The sequence below is a fragment of the Pontixanthobacter luteolus genome (assembly GCF_947494915.1).
GTDB classification, from domain to species: domain Bacteria; phylum Pseudomonadota; class Alphaproteobacteria; order Sphingomonadales; family Sphingomonadaceae; genus Pontixanthobacter; species Pontixanthobacter luteolus.
The window spans coordinates 1380922-1398460 of the sequence record NZ_CANLWR010000001.1 but is presented as its reverse complement, the minus strand read 5'-3'; the positions used below and the strand labels follow the sequence as shown (position 1 = coordinate 1398460).

Genomic DNA, 17539 nt, shown 5'->3' with positions numbered 1-17539 from the left:
GGCGTTATTCGGCGGGCATCACCGCGTCTGCATAGGGGCTGTCGAGCTTGCCGATCAATGCCCGGTCATCCAGCTTCCAAGGGTGGAAGCCCGGCATCAGGATCTTTGCCCATTCGAAGAACATGCGGCGCATCATGCCCGGTTTCCACCACAGAAACGCATAAAGCTTCCATTTGGCTTTCCGGCGGCTGTAGCCATCCTGTTCCAGCAAGCCGATCGCATCGCGGATGCGGTTTCCGAAATATTTGCGGGTGATCAGCATCGCGATCAAGGTCTTGACGCGGTATCGCTTCCACCGGCTCCAGTCTTTCGTCGCGTGGAGCCACACATCATAGGTGATACCCTTGTGCTCGATCTCTTCCGTCGCGTGCCAGCGCCAGATATCCGCGGCAACCGGATCGGCACCTTCCAGATAGCGCGGATCGGACAGCAGATGATGGCTGATGATCGCGGCGAAATGTTCCAGTGCGATGGTGATGGCGAGGTTGAATTCTTTCGGCCGGCCTTCGGTCAGTTCCAGCATTGCCTGGATGCCCTGGTCGATGCTTTCGACATTGTATCCGTGATCGGACACGAGCCGGTTGAACGCGACATGTTCGCGGGTGTGATTGATTTCCTGTGTGGTGAACGCCTTCATCTCAGCAGCGATTTCGGCAGGCACCGAATCGCGAAACATCCGCATCGTATCGATGAAGAACGCTTCACCGCGCGGCAGGCTGGCGGACACCGAATTGTACCATGCGGTTGCCACCGGATCACCCGAATGCCACCAGCGCGGCGTTCTGTGATTGCGGTCGAAACGCTGGTCGCGAACAATGAGTTCGTGTTCTGCGGGCGTTGCGCTATCAATCGCGGTGAAGGCCTGCGTCGCTGGCTTGTCGAGAGCCGCGGTCCGCTTTACGTCGATCGAGGTCTGCTTGTTCATGTTAAGAATCTACTAGGCATAAGTGTTAATGGCAACTCGCAAACGTTTAACCCCCGAAGAGTCCCGCAATTCTGCGCTAGAAGCGGCGCGCGCGTTACTTATCGAAACGGGTCCGCAATCAGTCACTCTTAAGGCTGTTTCTGCAAGGGTTGGGCGCACACATGCTAACCTGCTGCACCATTTCGGGTCAGCTTCTGGATTGCAGAAGGCGCTGGCCGAACATTTGGCAAAAACCGTCTGCGAGACGATCAAGGACGCGGTTCGCGCCAGCCGTGCGGGACTCGGCAGCCCGCGCGAAGTGGTCGATCTGGCTTTCGACGCTTTTGACAAGGAAGGCGCGGGCGGGCTCGCCAGCTGGATGCTGCTTACAGGTAACGAAGATGCGCTCGATCCGATTATCGAAACGATCCACGAACTGGTTGATGAACTGGCACCGGAAGAAGCCAGCGATCATCAGGGCGTGATGGCGATGCATGAAAACACGCTTACGCTGGTTCTGCTGGCGCTGGGTGATGCTTTGATGGGCAAGGCGCTGGCCCGGTCGCTCAACCTGCCGGAAAGCGCGGCGCGAGACCGGGCGGAGCGTTTGCTGACCGATTCGCTCGATCTGGTCGGGCAGGGCTGACTTCAGCCGGCCTTCGGACCGTCAGCCAGCCTCGCCTGCCGTTAATTTCATCCATTCCGGAGTGCTGGCCGGATCGATATCTGCAACGCGCAGGTGATCGATGGCAAAGCCAAGCTCGGGATAGGCTATCTTTTGCCGCTTCGGATCAGAGTCGCTTGCCGGAACCACCAGCAGGCGGCGATTGACCTTTTGCCGCCAGTTCATGCGCGCGGTGTTCTCCTGACCAATATAGCAGCCCTTTTCGAAGCTGACGCCGTGCAGTTCGGCTGCATTGGTTTCCAGCCAGAGAATATCGCCAAGCTCGCCGCGCCCCTCCGGCACGCCAAGACGCAGCCTGTGTTCCAGCCAGGCATGGTCTGCCGCGGCGTCATCTTCGGATACGGGTGACAGCCAGCGCTGGCCAAGATCGGCGAGACGCGGATCGCGAGCACCCCCGTCGCCCTGTTCTGCCTGCCAGTAGACGCCGATTGTATCGTCCCGGCTGATGTCGATCTTGCGGCGGAGCCGGTACAGAGAAAGGCGCTTGACCAGATCGTCTGCGGCGTCAGCTTCGCAATCGATCAGCAATTGCCCATCGCCGGCAGGCCATATTAGAAAGTCGAACATCGTCTTGCCTTGCGCGCTGAGCAATCCGGCCCAGACAGGTAGCTGTCCCTTCACATCGTTGGTGACGAGGCCTTGCAGGAAATCGGCCACGTTTTCCGTGTCGTCCTGAGGAGCCAAACGGATAACCGCGCGTTGGAACAATCTGTGTGCTGACATACGCTACACATAGGGCGCGGGTTTCCTAAGGGAAGGGGCAAGGACAAGCAGATGAGCAGCAGAGACACCGGATTTGATCAGGTTGCCTTCTCGGGCGGAGGGATCCGCTGTTTCTGGCATGGCGGCTTTCTGTCTGAGGTGGGAAGCTATGCCGACCTGCGGCCCGACCGGATCAGCGGCGTTTCCGGCGGCGCTCTGTCTGGTGCCGCGTGGATCGGGGAGGTCGAGGAAGACCTCTACGATTTGATGCGGCAAGCGTTTCAGTAAAACGACGCCAACCTGAAATCCGGTCGCTCCAATTTCACCCCGCATCAGGAAATGTACCGTGCGGTTGTGTCCACTACGCTCGATGATCGGGCGATCGAACGGATTGCCGACGGACCGCAATTCGAGGTGATACTGGGTCTGCCTCCGCAATGGCTGTACCCGCGTCTTGTGGCGGTTTTTGCCGGAATTGCCTATCAGCTGGACCAGCAGGTCCGTTCGACCCCGCACCTTGCCTTGCCGCGCGCGATGGGCATGCGATCGCTGCGAGTCGATGCCAGGCAGGCGGCACAACAAGGCCGGCTGGTCGATCTGATCTGCGTCGCAGCGACGATACCGCCCGTGTTTGATGTGCCCAAATGGGAAGGGCGCGACGTGCTCGATGGGGGAATGCTCGACAAGGCCCCTCTGCCGCAGCCGGACGAGGGAAGAACTCTCGTTTTGCTGACCCGGCGTTATCGCAATCTGCCCGTGAGTGACCGGCATATCTATGTCCAGCCAAGCAAGGAAGTGGCGGCAGACAAGATCGATTTCACCGACGAAACCAAGGTAACCCGAACTTGGGAGCAGGGGCAGCGCGATGCGCGCAGCTGGCTCGGCGGCGGCTGCGACGCCTGATGATGCGCTTAAGTCGGGACTCTGCGGCAATTCGTCCCTATGGATACGGCCAACCCTGAACCGCGTAATTTGCAAGTATGAGTAGTATGGACAGCATTACCATCCGCCGGCCCGACGATTGGCACGTACACCTGCGCGATGGCGCGATTCTGGAAGGTGTGGCCCGCTACACTGCGCGCCAGTTCGCTCGTGCGATTGTTATGCCGAACCTGTCACCGCCTGTGACCGATGCGGCGTCCGCATCCGCCTATCGCGACCGGATCATGGCTGCGGTGCCAGCGGATATGGACTTCACCCCGCTGATGACCTGCTATCTGACTGACGAGACTGATCCGGCAGAAATTGAGCGCGGGTTTGCCCAGGGCGTTTTCACCGCCGCAAAATTGTATCCGGCGAACGCGACAACGAATTCCGCGCACGGTGTCAGCGACATCGCCAATTTGCGTGATGTGTTGGCCGTGATGGAACAGATCGGGATGCCGCTGTTGATCCACGGCGAAGTGACCGATGCCGACATCGACATTTTCGACCGGGAGAAAGTCTTCATCGAGCGCAACATGAAGCGCGTGGTGGGCGACTTTCCTGATTTGAAAGTGGTGTTTGAACACATCACCACCTCTGATGCGGTTGATTTCGTCGAATCGTGCGGTGCGAATGTCGGCGCGACGATCACGCCGCAGCACCTGCACATCAACCGCAACGCGATGTTGGTCGGCGGGATCAGGCCGCACGCCTATTGCCTGCCGGTTGCCAAGCGCGAACATCACAGGCTTGCGCTGCGCAAAGCGGCGACTTCGGGTTCTGCGAAATATTTCCTCGGCACCGACAGCGCGCCTCATGCAAAGGATGCGAAAGAGAATGCCTGCGGCTGTGCCGGTATTTTCAATGCGCCGTTCGCGCTGGAAAGTTACCTGACCGTCTTCGAGGAAGAGGGCGCGCTGGACCGGTTCGAAGCGTTCGCATCGCTAAACGGCCCCGCATTCTACGGCCTGCCGGTAAACGAGCAGACGATCACGCTGACCAAAACGGCGAATGAAGTCCCGCAGACTGTCGACGCCAACGGGACGTCCATTGTGCCGTTCCATGCAGGCGAAACGATAGGGTGGAAATACGCCTGATCAGGCCGCGGTTTTTACCGCTCTGGCCCGGCGGGCCCACATATCCCAGACGAATATCGCCAAGGCGGTCCAGATCATTACGAAGCAGGCCAGTTGAACAGGCTTCAGATCTTCCCTGAACACGAACAGGCCGAGCAGGAACACGATGGTCGGGGCGAGGAACTGGATGAAACCCAGCGTCGAATAATTCATCCGGCGCGCGGCCACCGCAAACATCAGCAGCGGTACAGCGGTTAATACGCCGCCCAGCATGATCGCGAGGCTAAGCCAAAGATCCACGGTGAAAGAAGACCCGGCCGGTTCCTGCGCATAGAAAAGTGCAACTCCGGCTGCGGGTAGCAGCAGGATCGCCGACTCGATGGTCAGTCCGGGGAGAGAGCCGACCGCAACCTGTTTGCGCAGCAGCCCGTAAGTGCCAAAGCTGAAGGCCAGGGTCAGGCTGATCCATAGGGTGGTCAGCGCGCCAGCGGCCAGGATTGCGACGCCGGATGCAGCCAGACCCACGGCAAGCCATTGCCGCTTGCTCAGCCTCTCACCCAGCACAAACGTGCCGAGCAGCACGTTGATCAGCGGATTGATGTAATATCCAAGACTGGCTGCATAAATATGCCCGTTCTGGATGGCCCAGACGTAAACCAGCCAGTTGATCGCGATCAGCGTCGCACTGGCGCACAGTGTCATCACCACCCGCCGGTCGCCCAGCGCGGCGATTACTTCAGCAAATTGTTTGCGAAAGGCGACGATCAAAAGGCAGAAGGGCAGCGTCCAGATAATTCGCCAGCCGACGAATTCGAAGGGCGGCACCGTCTTCACCAGCACGAGATAGAGTGGCAACAAGCCCCAGATTACGTAGGCACCCAGCGCGGCTGGCAGTCCCGATGGGGGTGAGTTTTCAGGCTGTGTGCTCATCGCCAGCCCTTAGTCGTGCATGATTCCTCCCGCAAGTCCGCCGGAATGAAACGGTCCAACCGTGTTTTTCACTCATCTCGCCGCAGCTTTCGATTCCTGACTGTGCGGTTGCACTCTGTTCAGGAAGCGCGGCCTATTCCTGAACATGCCGGACGAAAACACACTGTCTCGCCCGACTTTGATGACAGTTAAGGAAAGAATCATGCAGCTAACAAAATTCAGAATGTTCGCCCTGGCAGCCGCAGTACCCTGCGCCATTTTGGCTACTCCGGCAGCCGCGGCACCTGCCTCCCACGGCCAGTACGGCGTCGAAATCTATCACTCCGCGCAGAGCGACAATCACCAAGTGTTCGAGCACAAGCGCAAGAAGCATCGCCGCGCTTACAATCGCGGGCGAGGCTACGACGACCGTGGCTATCGCAACTATCGCAGTGACTACCGCGATTATGGCCAGCCGGTTTACCGCGATACGCGCATCTGGCGCGGACGCGACAACCGCTATTATTGCCGCAAGGAAGATGGCACCACAGGCCTGCTTATCGGCGGTGCTGTCGGCGGCCTGATCGGCAATGAAGTTGCCGGCCGCGGGGACAAGACGCTCGGCGCGATCCTTGGCGCAGCAGGCGGTGCAATCCTGGGCAGGGCAATCGACCGCAGCAATTCGCGCTGCCGCTAAAATTTCTCAACTACGGTTGCACCCACCAGCAGCCGCAGCGCGGTTCCCACCGATCCGTGTGAAGCGTCCGGTCGTCATTCAGGCGGCCGGGCGCTTCTTTGCGTACGATTGCGGGAACTTCAGGAAGTGTAGGAATTGCGGGCAAAACCATCCCTAATAGGGACAGCGCAAATCTTAACCATGTCTGGTAGCGTTTGATTAACCTTGGCAGGCGAGGCGAGTGGAAATTGATTTTCCTGGATGGAGTCCCGCTCATGTCAAAGCCCGTATCGAAACGCCTTATGTTGTCTGCCGCTCTCGCGCCCATGCTGTTGCTGGCGGCCTGTGACGACACACCGGAGGGCGCCGCCGATGGGACGATGGACCCGGCATCGGAGCAAGCGCTTAACGATCAAATCATGGTCGATCCCGACCTGGCGGGCCAGAACGAGGGCAATGCTGCCCTGACTGGCGGAACCGACCAGTCGATACCCAAGGAAAACATGACACCCGAAGCGCTCCAGGCAGCACGCGATGCAGCCTTTGCGCTGGTTGGTGGCAGTGACGGACTGAAAGAGCTTCCGGCTGCGAAGAAAATGGAAGGCGCGCTGCCCGACAGTGCTGCACTGACAGCAGCGGCCCGCGCCGCGGTCTCGCCGGGCGGGGCAAATTGTTCTGAAAGTGTAAAGTATTCAGCGTCCTGGGCAGCAAAGTTGCCAGCGATTTTCCCGGTCTATCCACGCGGTACTACTAAGGAAGCTGCGGGCACCGACATGGGTGATTGCGCGCTTCGCGTGGTGAATTACCTCACGCCGGTGCCGATGGAAGAAGTGCTGGCGTTCTATTACAGCCGTGCGGTCACTGGCGGATATTCCGCAGAACATGTGCTGCGCGGCGGCGACAATATAGTGTCCGGTACCAAAGGCGATGCGTCGTATGTGATCTATGCGCGCAAGCTCTCCAACGGTCTGACCGAAGTTGACCTGGTGACCAGCGGCAGTTGATCAGCCGCTCAGCTGTCGCCCAGGCCGACTCCGATATTGGCACGCGGTTGTTCCATCTCGGTGCTGGCAACGGGATAGGCACAATAGTCAGCGGCATAGAATGCTGCCGGTCGGTGGTTGCCTGACAATCCCAATCCGCCGAATGGCGCGCTTGATGACGCACCGTTTGTCGGCCGGTTCCAGTTGATGATCCCGGCGCGTACATTCGCCCAGAAGCGGTTGTAATCCTGCGGGCTGCCTCCGATCAGCGAGGCTGAAAGGCCAAATCGCGTCCGGTTCGCTTCCTTGATTGCCGCGTCGAAATCCTTGACCTTGATCACCTGAAGCAGCGGGCCAAACAGTTCGACATCGGGCCGGTCCGACATTTCCGTTGTATCGATTATCGCGGGCGAGAGGAACGGCAGGTCGTCTTTCGGACGGGTCATGTGGCGAATTGCCTTTCCGCCATTCGACAGGAAATAGAGAAAGCTTTCTACAAGTTGCTCTGCCGCCATGTTGTCGATAACCGGACCCATGAAAGGGGCGGGATCGGCAAAGGGCTCATCCACGATTATCCGGCTAACAAGCGATTTCAGCTCGGTGATGACCGGTTCGTACATGCTTTCCTTGATGATCAGGCGGCGCGCGGCGGTGCAGCGCTGCCCTGCACTGGTGAACGCCGACTGGACGATCAAAGTCGCCGCATCGGTGATCTTCGGCGTGTCTATCACGACGATCGGATTGTTGCCGCCCATTTCCAGCGCGACGATCTTGCCCGGATTGTTGGCTAGCCGCTTGTTGATCGCAATGCCTGCCTGTGCAGACCCGGTGAACAGCACGCCATTGACCCCGCGATGCGCGACCAGCGCCTTGCCTTCTTCCGGGCCGCCCACGACGAATTGTGCGACAGCGGCAGAAATTCCGGCGCGGTTGAAGCAGGTCATCAGCAATTCGCCAACGGCCGGTGTCTTCTCGCTTGGCTTGAAAATCACCACATTGCCCGCGATCAGAGCTGGCACGATGTGTCCGTTGGGCAGGTGGGCAGGGAAGTTGTAAGGGCCGAGCACGACCATCACGCCGTGCGGCTTGTGCCGTACCGCGGATGAACCCTGCAGCGCCCCGTCGAGCCTTTTCTGTCCGGTCCGCTCTGCATAGGCGTTCACGGAAATCTCGACCTTGTTTATGACGGCCTCGACTTCGGTACGCGCTTCCCACAGCGGTTTGCCGGTTTCTTTCGAGATTAGCTGGGCCATCTCGTCCGATGCCTTGCGCACTTCATTGGCAAACCGGCGTACCAGTTCGATTCGTGTGGCAAGTGGCTGCGCGGCCCAGGCGGGCCATGCACGGCGCGCACGGTCGACCGCTGCATCGACATCGTCGACCTTGCGCCGCCAAAGCTCTTCCCCCGTCGCCGGTTCGAAGGAAATGATCTCGTTATCAGCCACGCGTGTCGTCCTCACTCGCATACAAGCATTCATTATATTGGCTTTACAGGCGGTAATTCCAGCCCGAAGCACTTCGCTTCTAGCTAGAGTTTCCAGCGGGTCAAATTTACTCGGCAGACTGCCAACAGGCTGGGGCCGCCTGACTGCGCATAACTATCATTTTAGGCACCCGACAGATTGGCGCTCGCATGATTATCTATGGAGAAGCGTCAGCCGGAATGCCCGGCAGGTCGCGGCGGCACACCGTGCGCATCGCCCATACGCCTGACCGCATCGACTTTTGCCTGTAGCGGAGCCCAATCGTCACGTTCAGCGATTGCTGACCACAGGGTTTCAACCTCGTCGATCAGCATCGATTGCGGTGCGCCTTCACCCCAGTATGGATGATCGGGGCCTGCGGGATCGTATTCGGCAATTACGCTTGCTACCCCGCCAGTCGAACCTTTGCCGGCGCGGTTGCGATAGAAGAAATCGTCCACGCTTTCGCCGGTTTCGCGCATTTCCTTCTCGCAGGCGGCAACCAGTGCTGCATCGGTTTCCGGGCTGGCCTGCACAACGCCCAGACGCCAGCACCAGCGGCGTGCGACTGCGTCCATATAAAGCGGTCCAAACCGCTCCATCGCGGCAAGCAAGGGGGGCGCATCGGCCAGCGATCGCAGCGCAACCGCGAACTGCCCGCAATTCCAGTGCAGCGCCTCTGGCTGACGGCCGAAGGCGTAAAGGCCGGTCTGATCGAAATATGCGGCGGTAAAGGCCGGGTCCCATTTGGGCAGCCAGCGCCACGGCCCGTAATCGAAACTTTCGCCGGTAATGTTCATGTTGTCGGTGTTGAGAACGCCGTGGACGAAACCTGCAACCATCCATGCAGCGGCAAGATCGGCCATTCTTTCCACGACCAGATGCATCAACTGCACCGCAGGCTCATCGCGGCCTGGCGCGTCTGCGGGCGGCGGCGGGCCGGGATATTGTTTCAGGCAGTAATCGACCAGCTGCGCCATGTGATCGCTCTCTTCCAAGGCTGCGAGCCGCTGGAAGGTGCCGATGCGGATATGCCCGTGGCTCAGACGTGTCATCACCGCCGAACGGGTGGGAGATGGCTCGTCGCCGCGCCACAGTTCCTCGCCCGTTTCGACGATGGAGAACGTTTTCGAGGTGTAGCCCCCCAGGGCCTCCAGCATTTCAGTCGCCAGGATTTCGCGGACCCCGCCTTTCAGCGTCAACCGGCCATCGGCAGTGCGGCTGTAGGGCGTCGTTCCCGATCCCTTGGTGCCAAGGTCCAGCAGACGGCCATCCGCGCTACGTATCTGCGCGAACAGAAATCCCCGGCCGTCGCCGATCTCCGGATTGTAGGTGCGAAACTGATGCCCGTGATATTTCAGCGCCAGAGGGCGGGGCAGATTGCCTTCTAAAGGCTCGAACCGCCCGAAATGGCGTTGCCACTCCGTATCGTCTAGTCCGGAAAGGCCGACGGTGGCGGCGGCCCGGTCGTTGCGAAACCTGACAATGGTTTGCGGAAAATCAGCCGCATCCACGGCATCACCCAGCCATCCGGCAAGTTCTGAGATTGCGGGGTCTGGCCGATAGTTGGCGGCTTGCGGTTCGGCCTTCATCAGGCGATAGTGGGGAAACGCGCTGCAATTCGCAAGGAGCGCGTGTGTCTGACCATGGGAAACAGCTCGCCGCAATGGATAAAGCCTACACCGACCGTTTCTGGGTAAGCCCTGACGGCCTCAAACTTCATTTTCGCGATTACCCTGCGCGCAGCAGCAGCGATCGCGAGGAATACCCGCCTGTTCTGTGCCTGCATGGCCTGACCCGCAATTCACGCGATTTCGAGGTGTTGGCGGAACGCCTGTCGGAAAAGCGGCGTGTGCTGGTCCCGGAAATGCGCGGCCGCGGCGACAGCGAATACGCAAAAGATTCGGCCACTTACAATCCGCTGAACTACGTTATCGATGTGGAGGCATTGCTTGCACAGGAAGGAATTGAGCGGTTCGTCGCGATTGGAACTTCGCTTGGCGGTCTGATGACAATGATCATGGCAGGCATGAACGCGGACCGGATTGCCGGGGCGGTTCTGAACGACATCGGACCTGTTGTGGACACTGGCGGGATAGACCGGATTCGCGAATATGTTGGGCAGGGCCGCAGCTATCCATCGTGGATGCATGCTGCGCGCGCGCTTCAGGAGGTTCATTCGCCCTCGTATCCTACCTTCGCGATCGAGGATTGGCTGACGATGGCGAAACGCGGCATGGTGGTTCAACAGAATGGCCGGATCGGCTTCGACTATGACATGAGCATCGCCGAACCATTTCAGGAGCCGGACAGCGCCGCCCCGCCAGATTTGTGGCCCGCACTGGACGCGCTGGCAGGGCGCCCGGTCTTGATCGTACGCGGCGCGTTGTCAGACCTGTTTTCAAAAGAAACGCTGGCGGAAATGCAGCGGCGGCTGCCCGATGCATCAGCGGTTACCGTGCCCGATGTGGGACACGCACCGCTGTTGGAAGAACCGGTCGCGGTCAAGGCGATCGACGATCTGCTTGCCAGAATCTGATGAGCGTTGACCGGTCTGATCCGCCACGGATCCTGCATCTGCACTCGACCTTTTCGGCTGGCGGAAAAGAAGTCCGCTGTGCGCAGCTCATCAATGCCTTCGGACCGGGTGTTTCGCACACAATAGTTTCGGCTGAACCGGATAGAATGGGCGCCTCCCAGCTGATATCGAAGGGCATTCCGGTCACGTACCCCCGCAATTTCCCGCCGCTGAAGGGGCGTCCCACCCCGGGCCGGCTGCACAAGATCGCCAGCGCCATGCAGGGTTATGATCTGGTGCTGACGTATAATTGGGGCGCGATGGACGCGGTGATGGCGCATACGCTGTTCAGCAATGCGATGGGGCTTCCCCCGCTGATCCATCATGAAGACGGGTTCAACGAGGATGAGCGCGAGCGGCTGAAACCGACCCGCAACTGGTATCGCCGGATCGCGCTGGGCAAGGCGTCGGGCCTGGTTGTCCCGTCCGAAGTGCTGGAGGAAATCGCGCTCGACACATGGCAGCAGCCAATGGGCCGGGTTAAACGGATATCGAACGGCATCGACACCAAAGCATTTGCCAAGGTGCCCAAACCCGACGCGCTGCGCGGTGTCGTAAAACGAAGCGATGAATATTGGGTCGGCACGCTTGCAGGCTTGAGGCCGGTCAAGAACCTGAAGCGGCTGGTGCGCGCATTCGCAAACCTGCCCGAAGAATGGCAATTGGTCATCGTAGGTGAAGGGCCGGAAGAAGACGCGATTCGCGATGAGGCATTCCGGCTGGATGTGGGGCACCGGGTTCACCTGCCCGGGTTTGCAAGCGAACCGGCCAGGATCATGGGCCTGTTCGATATCTTCGCTTTGTCGTCCGACAGCGAACAATTCCCGATCTCCGTGATCGAGGCGATGGCGGCATCGGTGCCGGTTGCAGCGACCGATGTTGGCGATATTGCGGAAATGGTCAGCGACCAGAACCGCCCGTTCATAAGATCATGCAAGGGCAAAGATGCCGATACGCAGCCATTGGCGGCGGCGCTCCGCGAACTTGCAGCGGACCGGAAATTGCGACGCGAGATTGGCGAGGCCAACCGGGTGAAGGCTGCGGCAGAGTATGACCAGAAGGTGATGATCGACGCGTATCGGCGGCTCTACAGCTCCGCGATGGGCATCAAATTATCGGCTTCAGCGGACAGATTACCTTAATTGCCGGTTCACGCGGTGGGGGACAGGGTTGCAAACATGAATTGCATCACTGCGCCCATCGTCTAAAGACGCGAAACCCTTATTTTGCAGCAAATCGGATGAGCCACCCTTGGCCCTGACACCAACGACACCCGCCAATCCCTCTGACCAGCGCAAGGATCGCGCCGCCGCACAGGAAGATGTCCTGATGCGCGAAGTCGACGAAGCTGTCCGGCAGGATGAATTTTCCGACCTTGTCGCTCGCTATGGCAAGCCGCTTCTTGCGGTCGTTTTGATCGGCCTCGCGGCGTTCGCGGGTTACCTCTACTGGGATGGGCAGCAGGAATCTGCTTTGGAACAGCAGTCGGAAACAATGACCAGCGCGCTGGATCAGTTGGAAGCTGGCAACCTCGACACTGCCACTACTACGCTCAGCACTCTGGTGGATGGCGGCGATGCAGGGGTCAAGGCGAACGCCATGATGCTGCAGGCCGGGATCGCGATGGAACAGGGCAAGACCGAGGAGGGCGCGCGTCTGTTCGCCCAGATCGCTGCCGACACCGATGCACCGCAACTGCTCCGCGAATTGGCCACGATCCGTGAAGTTTCCGCCAAATTCGATACCATGAAACCCGAAGATGTGATCACCCGGCTCAAGCCGATGGTAGAACCCGGCAATGCGTGGTTCGGCAGCGCCGGTGAAATGGTCGCGATGGCTTATCTCGAGCAAGGCAAACGCAAGGAAGCCGGAGCTCTGTTTGCGGAAATTTCGAAGAATGACCAAGTGCCCGATTCCATGCGGTCGCGCACCCGCCAGCTTGCCGGCCTGCTCGGGGTTGATGCAATCGAAGACGTTGATGAAGTTCTTGACGAAGTTGCTGCCGCCTCGGGCGAAGCCCCGCAGCAGCCCGCCCAGTAAAATTTAGGATTACCCAGACCCATGATCGGTAAAAACATCTCGACAATCGCCAAGACGGCAGCGGGTTTGGCTCTGCTAGGTAGTCTTGCAGCATGCAGCGGCGGCCTGTTTGGCGGCAAGGATCCCAAAACGACGCCGACTGTGGGTGAACGCACGCCGATCCTGTCACGGATCGAAAGCGGTGCGGTGGTCGATCCGGCGCTTTCCGGTGTTTCGATCGTACTGCCGCCGGCACAGGCTAACACCGAATGGGCGCAGGCGGGCGGCAATGCCAGCAAGTCCAACGGCCACCTTCAGCTTGCGAATAATCCGGTTAAGGCGTGGTCGGCCAATATCACTGGCTCGACCAATCGCCGCCGTCTGGCCGCGTCACCTGTGATCGGTGGCGGTATGCTGTTTGCCGTGGGCACCGATGGTGTCGTCCATGCACTGGACGCGCAAACCGGTTCGCGGCGCTGGGCCTATCAGATGAAGGTCGACGGCGATCTTGAATCCTCTGCTTTCGGCGGTGGTGCCAGCTATGACAGCGGGCGCGTTTACGCGACGAACGGTGTTGGCGAGGTTGCTGCAATCGACGCTGCGACCGGGAATGAATTGTGGCGGGTAAAACCTGCCGGGCCTCTGCGCGGATCACCGACCGTGGCGTTCAATGCCGTGTTCGTGATGACGCAGGACAACCAGATCATTGCGCTCAATTCTGCTGACGGCGCGAACCTCTGGCAGGAATCCGGTTCCAGCGCCCAGGCGGGCGTATTCGGCGTTGCGGCGCCAGCAGCCGGGCAAGGCACGGTTATCGCTGGCTACAGCTCGGGCGAACTGATTGCGTACCGTTATGAAAATGGCCGCGTCCTGTGGTCGGATGCCTTGGCGCGCACATCGATTTCAACTGAAGTCGGCGCTCTGACCGATATCGATGCTGATCCGATTGTTGATAATGGCCGCGTCTATGCTCTGGGGCAGGGCGGCCGCATGGCGGCTTATGAACTGGTCACCGGCCAGCGCATCTGGGAAATCCGCGTTGCAGGCATTTCCACCCCCGCGATCGCTGGCGAATGGATTTTTGCTCTGACAGACGATGCTCGGCTGCTCGCAATTGCACGTTCGACCGGCAAGATCCGCTGGATGACCCAGCTTGAGCGTTTCCGCGATGAAAAGGACAAGAAAGGCCCGATCTTCTGGACCGGGCCAGTTCTGGCAGGCGGTTCCCTTTGGGTCGCAAGCACCGAAGGCGAAGTGTACAAGATCAGCACGACAGAAGGTTCGGCGGCGCTTTATCAGGATTTGAAATCTCCGATCTCGCTGGCACCGGTTGTAGCGAACAACACGCTCTACATCATGGATGATGACGGCACGATCCACGCGTTTCGCTGACCGTGAGGGTGCGCTGACCAGGCGGGCCGTTTCGGTCCGGCCTGTGCAGTCGTTACACTCGCTTTAACCCTTTTCAGCTAGCCGTGCGTGCGATGAGCGCGACATCTTCTTCACCCGGCACGGATACTGCCACTCCTGACGCCAGCCGGCCGCCCAAGAGCGATGTCTCGGCGGCGACTGGTTTCGTGGGCCTACTGGGCCTGCTGGCATGGATCATTTTTTGCCGTAACTATCCGGCTTTTGCAGGCTTTTTCGGAATAGGCGGGCCGCGCGCGCCGCTGACCGGTCCGTATGCGGCGCTGGCAGCGCTCGCCTTTTCGAGCATTCCGATGGTGCTGTGGTCGGTGCTTGTGGACAAGGTTCACCGCAATCCGTCGACCGGAATCGATTGGGATAATCCCCGTCCGGCCAGCACGGTGCTCGAAATATCCATCGTCAAGATAGCGGGCCTTTGGGCCACATGGGCCATGATCGGTTTTCTCTACTGCGTCGCGCGATGGTATTGGTCCGGCCAGTATCTGTTCGCGATGGAAGTCATAGCAGGTGCGGCGATACCGATGTTCATTCTCTCCATCCCCTATGTCATCTGGCTTGACCGGGTGATGGTTAATCCGCGCGACCATGCATGGCATTTCGGCGCGATGCTGCTGGGGCGGGAAGCATATGATCCTGATGAAGTGAAAAAGCATTGGCGGGCATGGATCATCAAGGGTTTCTTTGGTGCCTTCATGATCTCGATCCTGCCGGGTGGTTTTGCCTATATCGTATCGGCTGACCTAGCCGGAATTACGAGTGACCCTGTCCGTCTGGCCCGCAGCCTGATCGAACTGTTGTTCGTGATAGATGTGCAGATAGGCACCGTAGGTTATCTGGTCACCATGCGCCCGCTCGATGCACATATCCGCAGCGGAAATCCGTTCCTCAGCGGCTGGCTCGCTGCGCTGATCTGTTATCCGCCGCTCGTTTTCGCATTCATGGGTGCTGACGGGATGCTGGCCTACGAAGTGAATACGGCTGGCTGGTCATTCTGGTTTGCCGATAGCACGACGTTGCTATGGATATGGGCGGCCCTGTTGGTGTTCCTGACAGGTGTGTACGCCTGGGCGACGATTGCGTTCGGCATCCGGTTCTCAAACCTGACCTATCGCGGGGTGCTGACCAACGGGCCGTATCGGTTCACGCGGCACCCGGCCTATCTGTCGAAAAACCTGTTCTGGTGGTGTTCGACCCTGCCGTTTCTGGTGACCAGCGACTCGCTGACAGACCTGGTCCGCAACACGTTCTTCCTCGGATGTGTCAGTGCGATCTATTACTGGCGCGCCCGGACGGAGGAAGCGCATTTGCTTCAGGAAGACCCTAAATACCGCGAATATCACGCGTGGATGGAACAGAACGGGATAATTACGCGCCCGCTGTCTGTGATCCGCAAAAGGCTGCGTCCACGCGGCCCTGTTATCGCCCAGCCTGCCGAATGAGGCGAAGCCCAGCGCGCGTTAAAGTGCTTGGCCGTCATCCGTAATGTACATCCGGATATCGCGGCTAATGCCGTCATATTTGGCCAGTTCCTCCTGAAAAACCGCCATGTGATCCGATTTGCCATGCGCATCCACCGCGGCTTCATCACGCCAGCGTTCGAACAGGATTAGCGTGCCCGGCGCAGTCAGATCTTCTGCGAATGTATAATCGAGACAGCCGTCTTCCGCCTGTGACGCCTTGGCCATTGTGACGATTGCTGCTCGTGCTTTTTCCAGCGTACCTTCGGGCAATGTGATGCGGCCATTTATCTGGATCATGCTGATTTCCTGTCAGAAACTGTATTTGTAGATGCGCTTGATATCGCCGCCCCATTCGCCGTGGTATCGGTCCAGCAGGCGCTGTGCCGGCACTTTCCCGCTGGCGACGATTTCATCCAGCGTTTCAAGAAACCCGGTTTCATTGTCGCCGCCGCTGTTCAGCCGCGCACGTGCAGCAAGTCCGGCGCGTGAAATGGCGAGCACTTCCTTGGCCAGTTCGCGAAGTTTGCGCCCACCGGGGATCGGCGCGTCAAGAGCTAGCTTGGGGACCGAATTGCGAAGTGCTTCCCGCTCTTCCATCGACCAATCCTTGACCAGATCCCACGCTGCATCGAGCGCAGTCTGATCATAGAGCAGTCCGACCCAGAATGCGGGTAAGGCGCAAATGCGGCTCCACGGGCCACCATCGGCGCCGCGCATTTCGAGGAAACTTTTAAGGCGCACCTCGGGGAAAGCGGTGGAAAGGTGATCCCACCAGTCCCCTTCGCGCGGCTTTTCCCCCGGCAGAACAGAAAGTTCACCGTTAAGGAAGTCGCGGAAGCTAAGCCCGGCTGCATCGATATATTTCCCGTCGCGAAAGACGAAATACATCGGCACATCCAGCATATAATCGGTCCACCGCTCGTAACCGAAACCGTCTTCGAACACGAACGGCAGCATGCCGGTACGGTGCGGATCGGTGTCCGACCAGATATGGCTGCGATAGGAAAGATATCCGTTGGGCTTGCCTTCGGTGAACGGCGAGTTTGCAAACAGCGCGGTCGCCAAAGGCTGGAGCGCCAGGCCGACCTTGAATTTCTTCACCATGTCGGGTTCGGACGAATAGTCCAGATTAACCTGGATGGTGCACGTGCGGAGCATCATGTCGAGGCCAAGATCGCCGACCGTTGGCATATGCTTCAGCATAATGTCGTAGCGGCCCTTGGGCATGATCGGCAATTCGTCACGCGATTTGTCGGGCCACATGCCAAGCCCTAGGAAACCGACCCCGCAGCGTTCGCCAATTTTCTTGACCTGTTCCAGATGGCGTCCGGTTTCAGCGCATGTCTGATGCAGGTTCTCCAGCGGTGCACCGGAAAGTTCAAGCTGACCTGCCGGTTCAAGACTGATGGCGCCGTCTTCACCCTTCAGCGCGATGATTTTGCCGCCTTCTTCGACCGGGGTCCAGCCAAAGTCCTGCAAACTCAGCAGGATATCCCGGATTCCTCCGTCTTCATCGTAAGACGGGGCGTGGAAATCTTCTCGTTTATAGACGAGCTTCTCGTGCTCTGTTCCAATCCGCCATGCATCGCGCGGTTTTTCACCTGCCTGCATTGGTGCGACCAATTGGTCGCGGCTTTCGATTATCGGGTCATCGACCACTGAGGTATCGCGCGTGCTCATATCAGTTTCGATAGGCAACCGGCGCGCGCCTGACCAGATGTAAAGTTCCGCA

16 protein-coding genes and 1 pseudogene are annotated in these 17539 nt (G+C 59.3%); 10 read left to right on the top strand and 7 right to left on the bottom strand.

Going from position 1 to position 17539, the window contains the following annotated elements:
- Window positions 1–4: 4 nt before the first annotated feature.
- Window positions 5–925: a metal-dependent hydrolase gene (locus PO778_RS06780; RefSeq protein ID WP_271439021.1), complete on the bottom strand. Its 921-nt coding sequence runs from the start codon at window positions 923–925 to the stop codon at window positions 5–7.
- A 28-nt stretch (window positions 926–953) separates the two neighbouring features.
- Here PO778_RS06780 and PO778_RS06775 point away from each other — a divergent pair, with 28 nt between their 5' ends.
- Complete coding sequence (locus PO778_RS06775) at window positions 954–1550, top strand: TetR/AcrR family transcriptional regulator (protein ID WP_160730177.1); 597 nt, start codon at window positions 954–956, stop codon at window positions 1548–1550.
- Between the two features lie 21 nt (window positions 1551–1571).
- On the opposite strand, the gene ygfZ is transcribed toward PO778_RS06775, so the two are convergent.
- Entirely contained in the window at window positions 1572–2312 is a 741-nt protein-coding gene (gene ygfZ / locus PO778_RS06770) for a CAF17-like 4Fe-4S cluster assembly/insertion protein YgfZ (RefSeq protein WP_271439020.1), read from the bottom strand.
- A 51-nt stretch (window positions 2313–2363) separates the two neighbouring features.
- Here ygfZ and PO778_RS06760 point away from each other — a divergent pair.
- Both PO778_RS06760 and pyrC read left to right on the top strand, forming a co-directional pair.
- Window positions 2364–3194: pseudogene (locus PO778_RS06760) on the top strand (patatin-like phospholipase family protein).
- A gap of 86 nt (window positions 3195–3280) precedes the next feature.
- Entirely contained in the window at window positions 3281–4312 is a 1032-nt protein-coding gene (gene pyrC, locus PO778_RS06755; protein WP_271439017.1) for a dihydroorotase, read from the top strand.
- Here pyrC and rarD read toward each other — a convergent pair whose 3' ends face one another.
- Window positions 4313–5221 carry an EamA family transporter RarD gene (gene rarD, locus PO778_RS06750; RefSeq protein ID WP_271439016.1) on the bottom strand — a complete coding sequence of 303 codons (909 nt, stop codon included), beginning with the start codon at window positions 5219–5221 and terminating at the stop codon, window positions 4313–4315.
- 202 nt (window positions 5222–5423) lie between these two features.
- Between rarD and PO778_RS06745 the strand changes: the two genes are divergently transcribed.
- Together PO778_RS06745 and PO778_RS06740 are read left to right on the top strand one after the other, a co-directional pair.
- Entirely contained in the window at window positions 5424–5897 is a 474-nt protein-coding gene (locus PO778_RS06745) for a glycine zipper 2TM domain-containing protein (RefSeq protein WP_271439015.1), read from the top strand.
- A gap of 254 nt (window positions 5898–6151) precedes the next feature.
- The gene (locus tag PO778_RS06740; RefSeq protein ID WP_271439014.1) at window positions 6152–6880 is read left to right on the top strand and encodes a hypothetical protein; all 729 of its coding nucleotides are present in this window, start codon (window positions 6152–6154) and stop codon (window positions 6878–6880) included.
- A gap of 8 nt (window positions 6881–6888) precedes the next feature.
- Here PO778_RS06740 and astD read toward each other — a convergent pair whose 3' ends face one another.
- Both astD and PO778_RS06730 read right to left on the bottom strand, forming a co-directional pair.
- Window positions 6889–8304: a succinylglutamate-semialdehyde dehydrogenase gene (gene astD / locus PO778_RS06735; protein WP_438944381.1), complete on the bottom strand. Its 1416-nt coding sequence runs from the start codon at window positions 8302–8304 to the stop codon at window positions 6889–6891.
- Between the two features lie 209 nt (window positions 8305–8513).
- The gene (locus PO778_RS06730) at window positions 8514–9914 is read right to left on the bottom strand and encodes a protein adenylyltransferase SelO family protein (RefSeq protein ID WP_271439012.1); all 1401 of its coding nucleotides are present in this window, start codon (window positions 9912–9914) and stop codon (window positions 8514–8516) included.
- A gap of 74 nt (window positions 9915–9988) precedes the next feature.
- On the opposite strand from PO778_RS06730, the gene PO778_RS06725 reads away from it, so the two are divergent.
- The 5 genes from PO778_RS06725 (at window position 9989) to PO778_RS06705 (ending at window position 15786) form a co-directional block, all read left to right on the top strand.
- Window positions 9989–10861: an alpha/beta fold hydrolase gene (locus tag PO778_RS06725; protein WP_271439355.1), complete on the top strand. Its 873-nt coding sequence runs from the start codon at window positions 9989–9991 to the stop codon at window positions 10859–10861.
- Window positions 10861–12042: a glycosyltransferase family 4 protein gene (locus PO778_RS06720; RefSeq protein WP_271439011.1), complete on the top strand. Its 1182-nt coding sequence runs from the start codon at window positions 10861–10863 to the stop codon at window positions 12040–12042. The genes PO778_RS06725 and PO778_RS06720 overlap by 1 nt, the downstream gene beginning before the upstream one ends.
- Window positions 12043–12151: 109 nt before the next feature.
- Window positions 12152–12940, top strand: coding sequence for a tetratricopeptide repeat protein (locus PO778_RS06715; RefSeq protein ID WP_271439010.1), 789 nt, complete (start codon window positions 12152–12154; stop codon window positions 12938–12940).
- 21 nt (window positions 12941–12961) lie between these two features.
- Window positions 12962–14311 carry an outer membrane protein assembly factor BamB family protein gene (locus PO778_RS06710; RefSeq protein WP_160730167.1) on the top strand — a complete coding sequence of 450 codons (1350 nt, stop codon included), beginning with the start codon at window positions 12962–12964 and terminating at the stop codon, window positions 14309–14311.
- A gap of 92 nt (window positions 14312–14403) precedes the next feature.
- A complete protein-coding gene (locus PO778_RS06705) occupies window positions 14404–15786 on the top strand; it encodes a methyltransferase family protein (RefSeq protein WP_271439009.1) in 1383 nt (460 codons plus the stop codon).
- 18 nt (window positions 15787–15804) lie between these two features.
- Here the strand turns inward: PO778_RS06705 and PO778_RS06700 are convergent, their stop codons facing one another.
- On the bottom strand, window positions 15805–16104 hold the full coding sequence (locus PO778_RS06700; protein WP_160730165.1) for a putative quinol monooxygenase: 300 nt from the start codon (window positions 16102–16104) through the stop codon (window positions 15805–15807).
- A 12-nt stretch (window positions 16105–16116) separates the two neighbouring features.
- Window positions 16117–17487 (bottom strand): glutamate--cysteine ligase, encoded by a 1371-nt coding sequence (locus PO778_RS06695; RefSeq protein ID WP_271439008.1) that lies wholly within the window; start codon window positions 17485–17487, stop codon window positions 16117–16119.
- Window positions 17488–17539 lie beyond the last annotated feature (52 nt).

Excerpts from the sequence above, each read along its gene's own strand:
- PO778_RS06780 (WP_271439021.1), bottom strand. The coding sequence starts at position 925 with ATGAACAAGCAGACCTCGATCGACGTAAAGCGGACCGCGGCTCTCGAC.
- PO778_RS06775 (WP_160730177.1), top strand. The coding sequence starts at position 954 with ATGGCAACTCGCAAACGTTTAACCCCCGAAGAGTCCCGCAATTCTGCG.
- ygfZ (WP_271439020.1), bottom strand. The coding sequence starts at position 2,312 with ATGTCAGCACACAGATTGTTCCAACGCGCGGTTATCCGTTTGGCTCCT.
- pyrC (WP_271439017.1), top strand. The coding sequence starts at position 3,281 with ATGGACAGCATTACCATCCGCCGGCCCGACGATTGGCACGTACACCTG.
- rarD (WP_271439016.1), bottom strand. The coding sequence starts at position 5,221 with ATGAGCACACAGCCTGAAAACTCACCCCCATCGGGACTGCCAGCCGCG.
- PO778_RS06745 (WP_271439015.1), top strand. The coding sequence starts at position 5,424 with ATGCAGCTAACAAAATTCAGAATGTTCGCCCTGGCAGCCGCAGTACCC.
- PO778_RS06740 (WP_271439014.1), top strand. The coding sequence starts at position 6,152 with ATGTCAAAGCCCGTATCGAAACGCCTTATGTTGTCTGCCGCTCTCGCG.
- PO778_RS06730 (WP_271439012.1), bottom strand. The coding sequence starts at position 9,914 with ATGAAGGCCGAACCGCAAGCCGCCAACTATCGGCCAGACCCCGCAATC.
- PO778_RS06725 (WP_271439355.1), top strand. The coding sequence starts at position 9,989 with ATGGATAAAGCCTACACCGACCGTTTCTGGGTAAGCCCTGACGGCCTC.
- PO778_RS06720 (WP_271439011.1), top strand. The coding sequence starts at position 10,861 with ATGAGCGTTGACCGGTCTGATCCGCCACGGATCCTGCATCTGCACTCG.
- PO778_RS06710 (WP_160730167.1), top strand. The coding sequence starts at position 12,962 with ATGATCGGTAAAAACATCTCGACAATCGCCAAGACGGCAGCGGGTTTG.
- PO778_RS06705 (WP_271439009.1), top strand. The coding sequence starts at position 14,404 with ATGAGCGCGACATCTTCTTCACCCGGCACGGATACTGCCACTCCTGAC.
- PO778_RS06700 (WP_160730165.1), bottom strand. The coding sequence starts at position 16,104 with ATGATCCAGATAAATGGCCGCATCACATTGCCCGAAGGTACGCTGGAA.
- PO778_RS06695 (WP_271439008.1), bottom strand. The coding sequence starts at position 17,487 with ATGAGCACGCGCGATACCTCAGTGGTCGATGACCCGATAATCGAAAGC.